Below are 13,445 nucleotides of genomic sequence, written 5' to 3' on the forward strand. Positions count from 1 at the left end.
ATGGGCGATGATCTGCGGCGGGAAGCGATGGCGCTTGTAGCTCACGGGTGATTGTTTCATGGCGGGAAGATCGCCCGTGTCGGCTTACCCGCGCGTTAATGTGACAACGCCGGCGCGCCAATGCCGGCCTCAACAAGGGCGAGGCCCACCACGCTCTCAAGCGAGCCGTCTTCTTCCATCGGCTCGGCGAAATCCGCGAACGCACGTTCGAGAACCAAAGCTACCGCGCCTCCGGCCTCAATCTCGCGGTCGCCGCCATCATTCTCTGGAACACCGTGTATCTGGGACGCGCCGTCGACGAGCTGCGTTCCCGCGGCGAAACCGTCCCCGACGAGTTCGTCGCCCACATCGCCCCGCTCGGATGGGAGCACATCGCCTTCAACGGCGATTACGTCTGGCCCGCCCAACCCCTCGGAACCGCCTTCAGGCCCCTACGAAATCCGCGCGTCGACTTCTTCGAAGCCCCTTAGCGTAGGATATCGGGAAGATTCCACGATGACCCCAGGAAGGGGCAATTCGCGCTGAGCAGATTTAGAGCCGCCGGGACGACTGCGCCCGAAATCTGGAGTGCGGTGCTCGCTGCCTGATCCGAACGAACTGCCGGACCTCATCGCGTAGCTATCGGCAAAAATTGCACCGCAACCGGTTTTGTCATCGCCATGCACACACTCTTCTGTCTCGCGCAGGCAGAGGCGGTTTTCGATCTGAAGCACGTCGGGAATCGCGACGCGCGGCAGAAGGAGAGGCAGACTCTCAGGTCTCCCCGCGTTTCAGGCGCGCCAGATACTCCTCGCGCGTCATGGATCTCGATCCCGCCTCCTCGCGCCGAACCCGATCCCGGCCGGGGAGGACGTCGCGAAGGACGTCCAGATTCTTCCAGGGCGCCATCTCGTCCCCGCGCGGCTCGCCCGGCACGAAGGGGGATGTTTCCGCGCGCTGATAGCGATGCACATAGCGCGGGCAGTTCACGAAGGCCTCATAGACCTTCACCACCAGCAGAAGCTCCGCGCCGGGAAAGGCTGCGAGCTCCGCCTCGTCGCGCACGAGGCGCGCGGCGCCGTGGATGCGCAGCCGGTGCGGCTGCTCGAAATCGATGAACAGCAGTCCGACCTTCGCATTGGCGGCGACATTGCCCGCGGAGAGATACATGCCGTTGCCATCATAGCTCGGCAATGCGAGGGTCTGGTCGTCGAGCACCCGCACGAAGCCCGGCGCCCCGCCCTTGTAGGAACAGGTCGGAAAGCCGCGATGATCGACGGTGGCGAGGAACACCATGTCCCGCCCGGCGATGAAGGCCCTGTGCTCGGTCGTCAGCGTGCTCGTCACCATCATCTTGCGCAAGGTGTTGGCCAGCGGCCGGCTGTCGAAGGCGTCCTGCAGCAAGCGGTGCGACTCGCCATAGAGCTCGGCGATCGCCCCGAGCGACGGGCGAAAGTCGGGCTCGTCCGGCGGCGGAACGAGCGACCAGACGAGACGGTCGAGGCAGATCGTCCACAATATGCGGTGCGTCGCAGCCGCTTCCTCCCCCTGGAGCTCGCCGTGAGTGAGCGTCAGCTCGCAAGCGTCGGCGCCCAGAGGGCGCAGATCGACGTCGACCCGCGTCGGCGGCCCGCAAAGGCCGGCTGCGGCCCCCTCATATTCCCAGCTCGAGGAGATCCGCCGCTCCGGCGCGACGTCGATGTAACGGCCGCAGAGCCGATAGCGCGTTCCATCTGGATCGAGGCCCTCCAGCCGGTAGGCGCCGCCCGGACGCGGGTCGATGACCGCCTCCCGCAGCGCCCCGGCTCCCGGAATCAGCCAGCGGACCAGCCATTTCGGGTCCGTCCAGGCGGTGAATATCTGTCTCGCCGGCGCGTTGATGCGGCGGACCAGGACGAGCGAGACCGAACGACCCGCGGCGCTGGTCATGGCGCGCGCTCCAACGTCACGCGGTCCAGGGCGCGGCCACGCGTCTCGGGCAGGAACAGTCCTCCGACCACGAGCGCGACCAGCAGAACGCCGGCTGCGTACCACAGGCCCGCATAGAGATCGCCCGTGGCGGTGAAGGCGGCGAATGAGATCGCCGGCAGGAAGCCGCCGAACCAGCCGCCGATATTGTAGGACATCGCGAAGGCCGTGGTGCGGATGCGGGTCGGGAACATCTCCGCCATCCAGGCCGAGAGCGGGGCGGACGCCATCGCGACGAAGACGCTGAGGGCGGCCATGAGCGCGATCAGCATCGACACATTGGTCAACTCCGGCGCGGCGCGGGCAGGATATCCCGCATCGGCCAATGCAGCGGCGAGGACGACGTCGAAGGCCTTGGCCTGCTGCGTGAAGACCGCCCGGTCGAGCCCGACGCCCTCGAAGGCGGGAACCACCGCGGCGCCGATCTCCACCTGGGCGACGCGGCCCGGCGGCTCGGCGCGATTGGCGTAGGGCACGCCGAGCTTGGCGACGGCGCGCCGGGCGATGTCGCAGGGGCTGCGGAACTCGGCGAGGCCGAACGGATCGAACTGGCGGCTGCACGTCGCCGGGTCGGCCGCCACCGTTACCGGATGCGTGGTCATCGCCGCCGCTAGACGCGGGTGCGCATAGTGGGTGACGCCCTGAAACACCGGATAGGCGGCGAGCGCCGTGCCGATGAAGCCGGCGAGCACCACCGGCTTGCGGCCGATCCAGTCCGAAACCCAGCCCGCCAGGATCATCGCGGCGATGAAGACCACGCTGTAGCCGAGGATGGTGTAGTGCAGCAGGAAGGGATCGATCTTCAGGTTCAACGCCAGGAGGTAGATCGGATAGGAGCCGGTCGCGATCGCGACCGACTGGCCGGCGGCGGCGCCGAACAGGACGAGCAGCGCCACGCGCAGATGGTCCCAGCGACCGAACGCCTCGCGTAGCGGCGTCCGCGAGCCGCCGCCCGACCGTTTCATAGCCAGGAACACCGGAGATTCCTGCAGGCGCAGCCGGATATAGACCGAGACCAGCATGAGCACGGCGGAGAGCAGGAATGGAATGCGCCAGCCCCAGGCCTCGAACGCCGTCTTTCCGAGCGCCAGCTCGCAGGCGAGCACGACCAGGATCGCCAGAGCCAGGCCGCTCGCCGCGGTGACGGCGATCGCGCTGGTGGCGAAGCCGCGCCGGTGGGCGGGGGCATATTCGGCGATATAGGTGACTGCGCCGCCGAACTCGCCGCCATAGGCGAGGCCCTGCAGGATGCGCAGCGCCATGAACAGCAGCGGCGAGGCGACCCCTATGGCCGCATAGCTCGGCAGCAGGCCGATGAGCACGGTCGACAGGCCCATGATCAGGATGGTGAGCAGAAAGGTGAATTTGCGCCCGGCCCGGTCGCCGAGTGGGCCGAACACCAGCCCGCCGAATGGGCGGGCGACATAGGTCACGGCGGCGGAGAGCAAGGTGAAGATATAGGCATAGGCGGGATCGAGCCCGGAGAAGAACTCGGCGGCGACGATCGCGGCCATCGGCCCGTAGAGCACGAGGTCATAAGCTTCGAAGATGGCCCCGAGAGAGGAGGCCACCACCACCCGGCGCAGGCTGCCGGGATCGGCCGCCCGGTCGGCGGCAGGCGCGGGCGCGGACGTTGGAGCCCGTTCGCTCGAGAGGACATTCTGGGTCAAGCGCTTCCTCCATCCTATTTCTACCGGTTGGCGACTCTAGGGACCCGTGTCCTCCGCCTTCATCTGAGCGACCACGGCGTCCAGGGCGTCGAGCCGCTCGCTCCAGAAGCGTTCATGCGCATCGAGCCAGTTCCGGGCGGCGTCGAGACCACGGCGGTCGAGGCTGCACATCTGATGACGGCCCTGCTTGCGTCGGATGACGAGACCCGCCTGCTCCAGCACCTTCATGTGGTTGGAGACAGCGACGAAGGAGATCGGAAATGCGGGAACGATTTCTCCAATGCTGCGCTCGTGTTCGGTCAGCATACGCAGAATCGCCCTGCGGTGCGGGTCGGCCAGAGCATGAAAGACCGTGTCGAGCGTCGCCTCAGAACATTTAATCATTTTATTAAATATCGTCGCCGGCGACGTCGGCTGTCAAGATGGAGTGCGGAAATAAAAGGCCACGCCTCTACGGAAGGACGAAGGCGCCGCCAAGACGCATTGGCGCAAGGTCTCGCCGATCAGTTCCGGCCGACGCTCGCAAAGCTCGCCGCCTTCATGGACGACACCGAATGCGACGCGCTCGCCTATAGGCGTCGTGGAAATGCGCGCGGAGAGCGAACGCCTCGGCGACGGGACTGGAACGAAGCCGCTCGTCGAAACGCGCGAGAGCGTCCGACTCGCTCTCGAAGGGCGCTTGTAGGCTCTCGAATGAAACAGAGGCGGGAAGAGCTGATCGCATTTTAATTCCGTTCGAATCAAGACTATTATCAAGCTATATCGAATTTAGCTTGAGTGACAGAAGATACCTTTGTCGCTTTCACCGACCGGCTCGAAATGCGACGCCGAGCCCGCCGAAAGCAAGCCTCAGAACGGTTCCGGAGGCGAGCTTTCGGCCCGCAAATCGACGAAAAAGGCTGTTTTTCAGGCCTTTCTCCTGCTCGCGCCTACGTGGCGGCCGCGGATTTTGGCCTTCGTCTACGTTTTCAAACGACCGATTTGTGATGTCATCCAATTCTGCAATATATGTTGCAAACTCTAGGCGTTTCGTGATATCAACCTGACAAATGCAACAGATGCCCGCGATCCAGGCCAAAAACCTGAAGGAACTCGCTCTCGCCGTCGCTCGCGACCGTGGGATTGCGCGTTCGCGGGATTTCGAAGCCGCCGGAATCCCGCGTATCTACCTTCAACGCCTCCGAGACGAGGGACTGCTCACGCAACCGGGACGTGGCCTCTACGCACTCGCAGACGGCCAAATCAGCGCACATCACAGTCTCGCCGAGGCCGCCAAATCCGTTCCTTCCGGGGTCATCGGACTGCTGTCGGCCCTGCAGTTCCATGAGCTGACGACCCAGCTTCCGCCCCAGGTCTGGATGCTCCTGCCATCAAAGGCATGGTCGCCGAGGCGACCGCCCGTCACATTGAAGATTCTTCGCGCCAGCGGTGAGTCGCTGAAAGCCGGAGTCGAGCAGCAGCTCGTCGATCGGGTGGTTGTCCCCATTACATCGCCCGCGAAAACGGTCGCCGATTGTTTCAAGTATCGCGGCAAAATCGGCCTCGACGTGGCTATCGAGGCGCTACGGGACTGCATGACGAAAAAGCGGGCCACGCGCGACGAAATCTGGCGTTATGCCGCCATTGATCGCGTCCAGAATGTCATGCGACCCTATCTGGAGGCGCTTTCGTGACCCGAGAGCCGCTCAAAAATCTCCCGGCCTCGGTGCGAGACCGGCTGACCCAGCGTGCGCGGGCCGCCGGCGAGAATGTTCAGCTGATCCTGACCCGCTACGCGATCGAAAGGCTCCTGTATCGGCTGAGCGTTTCGCCGCATCGAGAACGGTTCATCCTGAAAGGCGCTATGCTCTTCAGCCTGTGGGGGCCGACGCCTTATCGCGCGACCGGCGACCTCGATCTTCTCGGGACGGGGAATCCCGAGATCGAACAATTGATCTCCGTCTTTCGAGCAATTCTTCAGGTCGAAGTCGTCGAAGACGGCGTCGCCTTCCGACCCGACACTTTGCGCGCCGAGCCGACCCGATCACAAGACGAATATGCAGGCGTACGGATTTTATTCGACGCCTCGATCGCCAATGCTCGGCTGCCGATCCAGGTGGACATCGGGTTCGGCGACGCCGTCATCCCTGCCCCGCAGGAGATCGAGTATCCGTCGCTGATCGGAATGCCAGCGCCGAAACTCAAGGCCTACCCGCCAGAGACTGTTGTCGCGGAAAAACTCGAGGCTCTCGTATCGCTCGGCGTGGCCAACAGCAGGATGAAGGATTTCTACGATCTCTGGGCGATCAGTCGGACCTTCGCGTTCGATGGGGTGGTGCTGACCAAAGCCATACGCGCGACATTCGAGCGCCGCGGAACGACGCCGCCGACCGAAATTCCATTCGGACTTTCAGAGGCGTTCGCCACGGATCCGGTGAAGCAAACGCAGTGGCAGGCCTTCCTTCGGCGCACAGAGATCGCGATGGCGCCGGAGCTGCTGAACCAAATTATCCCGTCGATCGCCTCATTTCTGATGCCGGTCCTTCGGTCCGCCGCTGACGAACCGACCAGTCTAGGAAAATGGCCAGTCGGCGGGCCTTGGGGAGATTGACCCATGCCCCTGATCGGCTACGCCCGCGTCTCGACGGAGGATCAGGTCACGGACGCGCAGACCGATGTGCTGAAGGCGGCCGGCTGCGTCGAGATTTTTCGCGAGCATATGTCGGGGGCGAAAGCCTCGCGGCCGGAACTGGCCAAGGCGCTGGCGCGAGTGCGTCGTGGCGACGTGCTGGTCGTCGCGCGGCTCGATCGTCTGGCCCGTTCGCTGTCGCATCTCCTGGCCGTGATCGCCGAGCTCGACGCCAAGGGCGCGCATTTCAAATCGCTCGCCGATCCCATCGACACGACGACGCCGCAGGGCCGTTTCGCCCTGCAGGTTCTCGGCGCCGTGGCGGAACTGGAGCGCGCTTTGATCCAGGAGCGCACCAAAGACGGCTTGCGCGCCGCCAAGAAGCGCGGCCGCATCGGCGGCAATCCCAAACTGCGCGCCGGCGACCGCGACGCCATCCAGCGCATCATCGACGCCAAGGCGGCGAACTATTTCGAGCGCGTCAATCGAACGGCCGAACATTGGCTTCCAGTCGTCCGGCAAATGCGCCCGGATCACCGCTGGCAGGATGTCGTGCGCGTGCTCAACGCCAAGCGCGATGGCGTCAGCGGCGCTCCCCTGCCCCAATGGACCGTCGAGCGCCTGAAGCGCGCGGTCAAACGCTTCGTCGCCGAGGGTCTGATCGAGCCCTGCCTCCTCCATCAAGCCGCCAGCCGAAAAGTCAGCAGCGAACGCCTCGTCACGCTCGTCGCCGGGATCAAACGGGCCAATCCCGATCTGACGCTCGCGCAAATCGGCGCGCAGCTCGAAGCCATGTATGAGCGCACGCCACGCGGAGGAGCCCGCTGGGCGCCCTCCTCCGTCAAAAGCCTGCTCGACCGCGCCGAAAAGCTCCGATTGCTCGACGCCGAAACGCTGTGAGCGCGTGGACCGCCGAAGCGCGTCCGAAAATCCATCCCCACGTCACCCCGTTCTCTTGCGCTCTCGCGCCGCCTTCGCAGCCTTGCCGCGCAACAGCGCCATCAGCACGGATCCGAGCGAGAACTCCCCTGCCCTCGCCTTTTCGGTCAGGACGCGGAGATAACCGCCCGCGCTCTTGATCTCATCGCCGCGTTGCAGGATCGCGGCGATGACGATCGCGGCGTCATGCTGGCCCAAGACGTCCAATGCCTGCGACCAAGCGTCTGGCGAAACGCCGAGCGCCGAGCGCACCGTCGCTGCGGCTGCAGCCAAATCCCGCCATGATGAAATCTCGCCCCCCGGGCCGTAATCGACGATGTCCGGACACGCTTCCAACACCATGCCCAGCGGATAGGCTCGAAGCGCTTGCTTGGGATCGGCAGCCCGAGAGCGATCCGAAGATGCTTCCGGCGTTCGATCGATCGGAGCCCTTCGCTGTTCGAGGTTTGGCAGGGACGGATCGGCCCTGCCTTCTTGAAGGCTAGGTTCAAGATCAGAAGAGTTTGTGGTTTGATTCTGTATGTGACGCTCAGTTTGAGACTCATTGCCGCTCATATTTTGAGCTTTTATGTGCGTTTCCAGCGTCTTGTGGATTTCGGCCGCCAACACGGCGAGTTCGCCGGCCAAAGCCTCAAGATCGGCGCGCGAAAGCCCGCGCCCATAGCGCCCCGAGAGCGCCGCATAGCGTTGGTGCGCGCCGTCCCAGTCGCCCGAAACACCCTCCTCCAATCCGGTCTCGATCATCTTGACGATGTCGCGCCGGGTGATGGTGATCTTTTCGCGTAGCAGCGCGATCGCGCGATTCTCCGCCCGCACCTCCTCGGCGAGGTTCTCGATTTCGCTCGAACGCGCGACAAGCGGTGCGAGATCGAAACCGAAAGCGTCCTCTATGGCTCCGCCCTGCCCTTTGCGGGCGAAGCGCTTGCCGTTCGGAGAATCGCGGCGGATGATCAGCCCGGCGTCGACGAGGCAGGCGAGATGCCGGCGCAAAGTCGCCGGCGCCATGCCATGGGCGCGGATCGAGAGCTCCTTATTCGACGGAAACACGACGATGCCGCCGGCGACTCCGGCCACCGGCTCGCACTGCGCGTCATTCCCTGGCAAAGAGAGCGCTGTCTCCTGGTGAAAGCTCAGCAGCGCGTGCAATACGGATAGCGCGCGCTCGGTGACGCCGAGCGGCTCCTTGGCTTCGGTGAGCGCGCGAAACAGTCGCCATTTGTGGACGACGGTCTCAGCCGCGCCCGGCATTGCGGCGAAATTCTCGGTCGCGGTCTGTCTCGCCACCATGGCGAGCGACAGCGGCCGCCGCCCGAAGGGCGTCGTTGGACGTGTCTGCATCTTCCTTTGCCTCGTTCGGGCAAAAGAAATCCGCTCGCCGAAACGGCGTCAGTCTCTCACGAGACGCTTGACAGTGATTCGCGGAAGTGAGAATCTCGGCTTGCTACAGAACGAGAAGGGCTTCCGGGACTTGGTTTCGGGGGCCTTTTTCTTTTGCGTCTACGTTGCTTCCTCTAAATTGCGTTCAAATTGGCCCGACTCCATCGGGCATTTCTCAAGCATGGGGCCGCTTTCAGGCCTCCTCTTCTCTCGCGAGAAATCGTTCCACGATGTGTGGAATTTCTCCTCTCAGAAATTCTGAGAACGCCTCAGAATGTTCGCGAGCAAGGCTAAATCTGATGTCTCCACCTTTGAACGTCGCCTTGCCGATGGCCCTCCCAGACTTTGCGAGTAATTGAACATCCCGACCTTGTTCGGCTGACGATGCCTTCAATGCTCCAAGCACGATTCGGAATCGGTCGTCAGATCGAGTCCCCAAGACCTTGTCAGCTGCCAAGGTTTTTTCGATTTTGGCCAAGCCGCTCGGATCCGCTGTCAAAGCTGCCGCAAGCTCGACCCACCTAGGTCGTCCTACTTTTGGAGCTCGGCCGATCGCCTCAAGAATCCCTTCCGGGATAGCCCGACAAACAGAGCGGAACCGCGCAAGCTCAGGGTCGTCAATACCCAGGGCAGCTCGAATATCCCTAGCCTTGATCCCTGCGGCATCCATGCGCCAAGCGAAAAGAGCTCGTTCAATCCACGTCAAATCCTGTCGCGCCGCATTCTCGATTCCCTGCGCGACAACAAGTTCGCTGTCCGAATAGTCCACGATCATGCATTTGAGGGGACGGCCGAGTTCTTTGGCTGCCCGCCACCGCCTATGCCCATAGACTACCTGATAGCGCCCGGGGGAACCGGGGTGGCGCCGGACTTGAATGGGGATCTTCTGACCCTCATCCTCGATTTGTCTTTTGAACGTTTCAAAGTCCTCCTCAGAGTCGTCTGGGAGCCGGTCTGGAAATGGCGAAGGTTCGATTAGATCAGGATCGACCTCCAGTCCGCTGCCACTCTCAAGTCGAGCGCGTAGCCGGTCCCGTTCCTCCCTAATGTCGGTGAGGGTTCTTTGGGTCGCGCCTATAACACCCGCACCCACTCGCGCTACGGTCCTGCCACCGACGCTGGACTCCGCGGTGCTGCCTGCAAATGATCCTGGCTGATCGCTTAAGAGGGAGCCGAAATTTGCGATGATAGATTTTCGTGGTTCGCGCTTGGTCATGCCGCTCGTCCCCAGCTCTCCGTGATCAGCCCAAGGATCCGCTCATTCACCGCGTCGATCGATTCGCGCGCTCGGTGAAATGTATCTCGTCTTATCTGCCCTGGCTCCAGTTCATAGAGGCTGCGCTTCGCTAGTCCCGCAGCCTCGACCGCTGTGCTTTCAATCGCTGTCGGAACAAGCACGTCGCTGCCAAAGAGATGCCGAAGCATCGTCACAACTTCTGTTTGCGGAAGATCATTTGGATTATGACGCGTGATCAAGTAACGGAAAAAATCCTGGCGAAGGGTCGCGCCTGCGTCGCGAATAACGATCGCAAGATCCCCCATCATGAGAAGGAACTGGCTCATGGACGCGACGTCCAACATCGCGGGATGGACCGTTACGATCATCCCCGTCGCTGCATAAATCGCTCCCAGAGTTAAAAAACCTAGCGATGGCGGCGTATCCAGGATCACGACGTCGTAATCGTCTTCGACTTCCGCGATCGCCGAGCGAAGACGCTCAAAAAATACTGTGCCAAAGTTGCCAGTTTTCTCTGCTAGCACCCGAGGCGTGTCATGCTCATATTCCATGACCTCGATGTTGCCAGGAACCAGATCAATACCGGAAAAGTAGGTCTTTCGAGCGATTTTGCGTAGGGGTCGACGTCGCTCATCGTAACGTAGCGCTGCATAGACGGTTTCGTTTTCGCCAACATCCACTTCGGGCTGGGCACCGAACATTGCAGATAAAGAGGCCTGCGGATCGAGATCAATTGCAAGGACCCTGTAGCCTTGGAGCGCCAGGTAATGAGCGAGGTGCACGCTGGTTGTGGTCTTTGCGCTCCCTCCTTTAAAATTCGCGATAGCCAAAATTTGAAGGTGATCGCCGATACGGCGGCGGGGAAGAAACCGCAAAGCGTCCGCAGGCTTTTGGTGCGCGAATAGCTGCCGCAGCTCATTGATCTGAGCGAGAGTATAGGCACGATGGTTGTTATCGAGACGAGCGGGCGCGGGGCCCTTTCCCTCAATCGACATCGTTCGCAAAGTGGATTCAGGGATCGATGTGAGTTTGGATACCTCATTCGTCATGAAGTACCGGAGGCCTTTTTCTGCACTAGGTGGGTACATGCGTTCGCGCACATCTTGAAGATGTGTAGATAAAATCTCGGCGTGATGCACAATCTTGTCGACTGCGTCTTCGCCGGCTACGCTGGCCGAGGTCAAAGCTGTCATCAACGTTCCAGCATTCCTGTGACGGTCAGAGGGCGCTTTGACGCCCCTAGAGCGTCAGACATAGCCACGATTCTCCAAACACGTCCAGCGATTTTGAGTTAACGGAATGCTAATCGACGCCCCACCGGTGAGAACAAGGAGCTTTGCCCGGGACTTAGTCCCGAACGAACCCTATCTATCCAAGGAGACGCAGAACGCCCACAGCCCGCACCTTAATACGCGACGATCTCGATGATTCACGATCTGGAAAGGGGAGGGGAGGAGAGGGGAGGGGAGGGGCCGGTACAGAAGTCGGGCCGCCGAAAATATCATCCATCACGCGATGACGCGGGGTGAGGATCCTGACGCCCTTATTCATGCCGAGGTCGACGACGGCACTCCTTCGAAATCCATCGCCGTCACCGCCCGCGAGACGCGCCCAGCCCTCTGAAAGATCGTGCGCTTCAACCGTAGTCTCACGGGTGTTTACGGTTCAGCTCAGCCGCGTGCGTCCGCCCAACTATCGACGCGCGGCAGTTCGGCATGATGCCACCTAGCGCATTTCACCCAGGTCATAATGGGCCGACTGGACATACGCGCGTGATTATTGAATAATCCACCACATCACACTCAGAACCCATGGCTCGAAAAGTGGCGCAGCGACCCGCCGTCCCCGACATCATCGACGGCAAAGCCGTTCAGAGCCTCGTCGAGGCGCATGCCGTTCGCGGTGCGACCGTCCTCGGCCAGAAGGGCGGATGGGCCGTCCTTGTACGCTACGGCGTCCTCGAGCGCGCCATCGCCGCCCAGCGCGCTCGCAAACCCCGCCTCTGGCGCAACCTCGCCACGGCGGCAGCCTTTGTGCGTGACGAGCTCGGCGTCGTGCGTTTCGAGGTGGACGCGCAAGCCTATGAACCAGACCCCGGCGCACGCCGACGCCCCGACCAGGCCGAACGGTTACGCAAGCAGCGCGAGGCGGCGGAGCACGACATGTGGTTTCGTACCGAGGTGCAGAACACTCTCGACAGGATCGACGCCGGCAAGATCGGACTCCTAGACGAAGACTCATGGGCGCAACGAGCGGCCGAAAAACGCGCCGAGCTTGCGCGTCGGGCCGCCGAACACAACGGTTAGCGCGTGCGCCTGTTACGCCGCGACAGCTACGGCGACGACCTCGACCGTATCGTCGAACACATCGCGAAGGACAAACCGAGAGCCGCGCTCGCGATGTGGGATGAAATCGAGTCTCAAGTCGAACGCTTACGAAAGTTTCCGAATTCCGGGCGGCCCGGCCGCCTGAGCGGCACACGCGAGCTGCTCGTACCACGCACGCCATTTATCGTAGTCTATCGCGTCGCCGAGACACACGTCGAGCTGGTCCGCGTACTGCACGGCGCGCAACAATGGCCGAAGTCATGAAATGGTTCGAACGTTTATCAACGGTTGGCCCTTGAGCCGATGAGGCAACGGGCGAGTCGGCGGATAGCCCGACAGGCTCATCCCCTGAGACGAGCCATCTCCGCCTGAGTTAGCCCGGCATGCTTGCGAAGCTCGCGCAGATCTACAGGAGCGCAAACAACCGACGAACAAGCGCCCTTTACGTGCGCCAGCGCTTCGCCTCCGGATTTCAAGGCCGCCGCTCACGGCCTGCCGTCTCAGTGTAACGTCAACCTCTTCGCAAGCCCCCCTGAGAAATCCGAAGCCCGGGCGCGCTTGCAAGCAAGAACCACGGCATGGATCGACTTCTCGGCGGTGAGCGTCATCTCTCGCATTCGATCGAGGGTCTCGGCAAAATCCTTCTCATTCGCCGCCTTCGTAGGATCTCCCGTCACCTCTTCGATGGCCACGAACATCGCCCGGAGCGTGGAGAGCACGGTCATCGCGTCAACGGCCCGTTCCGACAGATCCAATTCCTCGGCGCCCCCGAACAGCCCCTCCGCGAATCCATCCAGCTCCTGCCTTCGCATTGTCGCCAGCGACATGATTTCCTCTCTGTTCACCCGTGACTGCACTCGCATCAGCCGGAACGGATCGCTACGATCCTGATGCCTCGTCAATCGGTTCCACAGACCCATGACGAGCGCGCCGATGAGTTCGTTCGCTTCGTCGATCGAATCGAATGGAGGCAGTTCACCACCCCACAGGCTCTTCACGGTCTCGATTGGTGACGTCGAGGAAGGGCTGGCGATGTTGCCGAGGAGCCGCGCACGGACTTCGTGGAATGGCACGGGACACTGGTAACGATCGAGCAGCGCCAGCACTTGGGGGTCGGTCGCCGTGGGCGAATTGGCCGTTTTGCCACGTCGTTCCTCTGAGCTGGATGGTGTCGCGCCGACTGACGATAGCGTGGGAAGACATGTGCGTCCATCGCAGGTCGGCGAACGCCAGGGCTCCGAATTCGGGTTAACGGCGGTTAACGGATCGGCTCAGGCATGATTCCCTATCGGGGGAGTGATTCTGGAGCCGCCGTGATGAGCCTCGCCTTCGCCCTGTTC

The 13,445-nt window shown here is 62.3% G+C and carries 12 protein-coding genes and 1 pseudogene; 6 read left to right on the plus strand and 7 right to left on the minus strand.

Going from position 1 to position 13,445, the window contains the following annotated elements:
• Positions 1–107: 107 nt before the first annotated feature.
• Positions 108–470, plus strand: a pseudogene (locus FMZ75_RS19840) (Tn3 family transposase); the annotation flags it as partial.
• 283 nt (positions 471–753) lie between these two features.
• Here the strand turns inward: FMZ75_RS19840 and FMZ75_RS19845 are convergent.
• From FMZ75_RS19845 to FMZ75_RS19855, 3 genes are read right to left on the minus strand one after another with little or no spacing between them, the layout of a single operon-like run.
• Positions 754–1,908: an SRPBCC domain-containing protein gene (locus FMZ75_RS19845; RefSeq protein WP_166145687.1), complete on the minus strand. Its 1,155-nt coding sequence runs from the start codon at positions 1,906–1,908 to the stop codon at positions 754–756.
• Complete coding sequence (locus tag FMZ75_RS19850) at positions 1,905–3,617, minus strand: MFS transporter (protein ID WP_246729127.1); 1,713 nt, start codon at positions 3,615–3,617, stop codon at positions 1,905–1,907. Before FMZ75_RS19850 ends, FMZ75_RS19845 begins: the two co-directional genes overlap by 4 nt.
• 36 nt (positions 3,618–3,653) lie before the next feature.
• Complete coding sequence (locus tag FMZ75_RS19855) at positions 3,654–4,001, minus strand: helix-turn-helix transcriptional regulator (RefSeq protein WP_161915198.1); 348 nt, start codon at positions 3,999–4,001, stop codon at positions 3,654–3,656.
• A gap of 665 nt (positions 4,002–4,666) precedes the next feature.
• Between FMZ75_RS19855 and FMZ75_RS19860 the strand changes: the two genes are divergently transcribed.
• The 3 genes from FMZ75_RS19860 to FMZ75_RS19870 are packed head-to-tail and all read left to right on the plus strand — an operon-like array spanning position 4,667 to position 7,125.
• Positions 4,667–5,290: a type IV toxin-antitoxin system AbiEi family antitoxin domain-containing protein gene (locus FMZ75_RS19860; protein ID WP_207783543.1), complete on the plus strand. Its 624-nt coding sequence runs from the start codon at positions 4,667–4,669 to the stop codon at positions 5,288–5,290.
• Entirely contained in the window at positions 5,287–6,207 is a 921-nt protein-coding gene (locus FMZ75_RS19865; RefSeq protein ID WP_166145690.1) for a nucleotidyl transferase AbiEii/AbiGii toxin family protein, read from the plus strand. Before FMZ75_RS19860 ends, FMZ75_RS19865 begins: the two co-directional genes overlap by 4 nt.
• A gap of 3 nt (positions 6,208–6,210) precedes the next feature.
• Entirely contained in the window at positions 6,211–7,125 is a 915-nt protein-coding gene (locus FMZ75_RS19870; protein ID WP_166145693.1) for a recombinase family protein, read from the plus strand.
• A gap of 42 nt (positions 7,126–7,167) precedes the next feature.
• On the opposite strand, the gene repC is transcribed toward FMZ75_RS19870, so the two are convergent.
• The 3 genes from repC to repA all read right to left on the minus strand — a co-directional run bounded on the left by repC (position 7,168) and on the right by repA (position 10,971).
• Complete coding sequence (gene repC, locus FMZ75_RS19875; protein ID WP_166145696.1) at positions 7,168–8,502, minus strand: plasmid replication protein RepC; 1,335 nt, start codon at positions 8,500–8,502, stop codon at positions 7,168–7,170.
• Between the two features lie 232 nt (positions 8,503–8,734).
• The gene (gene repB, locus FMZ75_RS19880) at positions 8,735–9,757 is read right to left on the minus strand and encodes a plasmid partitioning protein RepB (protein ID WP_166145699.1); all 1,023 of its coding nucleotides are present in this window, start codon (positions 9,755–9,757) and stop codon (positions 8,735–8,737) included.
• A complete protein-coding gene (gene repA / locus FMZ75_RS19885) occupies positions 9,754–10,971 on the minus strand; it encodes a plasmid partitioning protein RepA (protein ID WP_166145702.1) in 1,218 nt (405 codons plus the stop codon). Before repA ends, repB begins: the two co-directional genes overlap by 4 nt.
• Positions 10,972–11,601: 630 nt before the next feature.
• On the opposite strand from repA, the gene FMZ75_RS19890 reads away from it, so the two are divergent.
• Together FMZ75_RS19890 and FMZ75_RS19895 are read left to right on the plus strand one after the other, a co-directional pair.
• Positions 11,602–12,084 (plus strand): hypothetical protein, encoded by a 483-nt coding sequence (locus FMZ75_RS19890; RefSeq protein WP_246729129.1) that lies wholly within the window; start codon positions 11,602–11,604, stop codon positions 12,082–12,084.
• A 3-nt stretch (positions 12,085–12,087) separates the two neighbouring features.
• Complete coding sequence (locus FMZ75_RS19895; protein WP_166145709.1) at positions 12,088–12,369, plus strand: type II toxin-antitoxin system RelE/ParE family toxin; 282 nt, start codon at positions 12,088–12,090, stop codon at positions 12,367–12,369.
• 236 nt (positions 12,370–12,605) lie between these two features.
• Here FMZ75_RS19895 and FMZ75_RS19900 read toward each other — a convergent pair whose 3' ends face one another.
• The gene (locus tag FMZ75_RS19900) at positions 12,606–13,211 is read right to left on the minus strand and encodes a hypothetical protein (protein WP_166145712.1); all 606 of its coding nucleotides are present in this window, start codon (positions 13,209–13,211) and stop codon (positions 12,606–12,608) included.
• Positions 13,212–13,445 lie beyond the last annotated feature (234 nt).

The sequence above is a fragment of the Methylosinus sp. RM1 genome (assembly GCF_011378635.1).
In the GTDB taxonomy this organism is placed as follows: Bacteria; Pseudomonadota; Alphaproteobacteria; order Rhizobiales; family Beijerinckiaceae; genus Methylosinus; species Methylosinus sporium.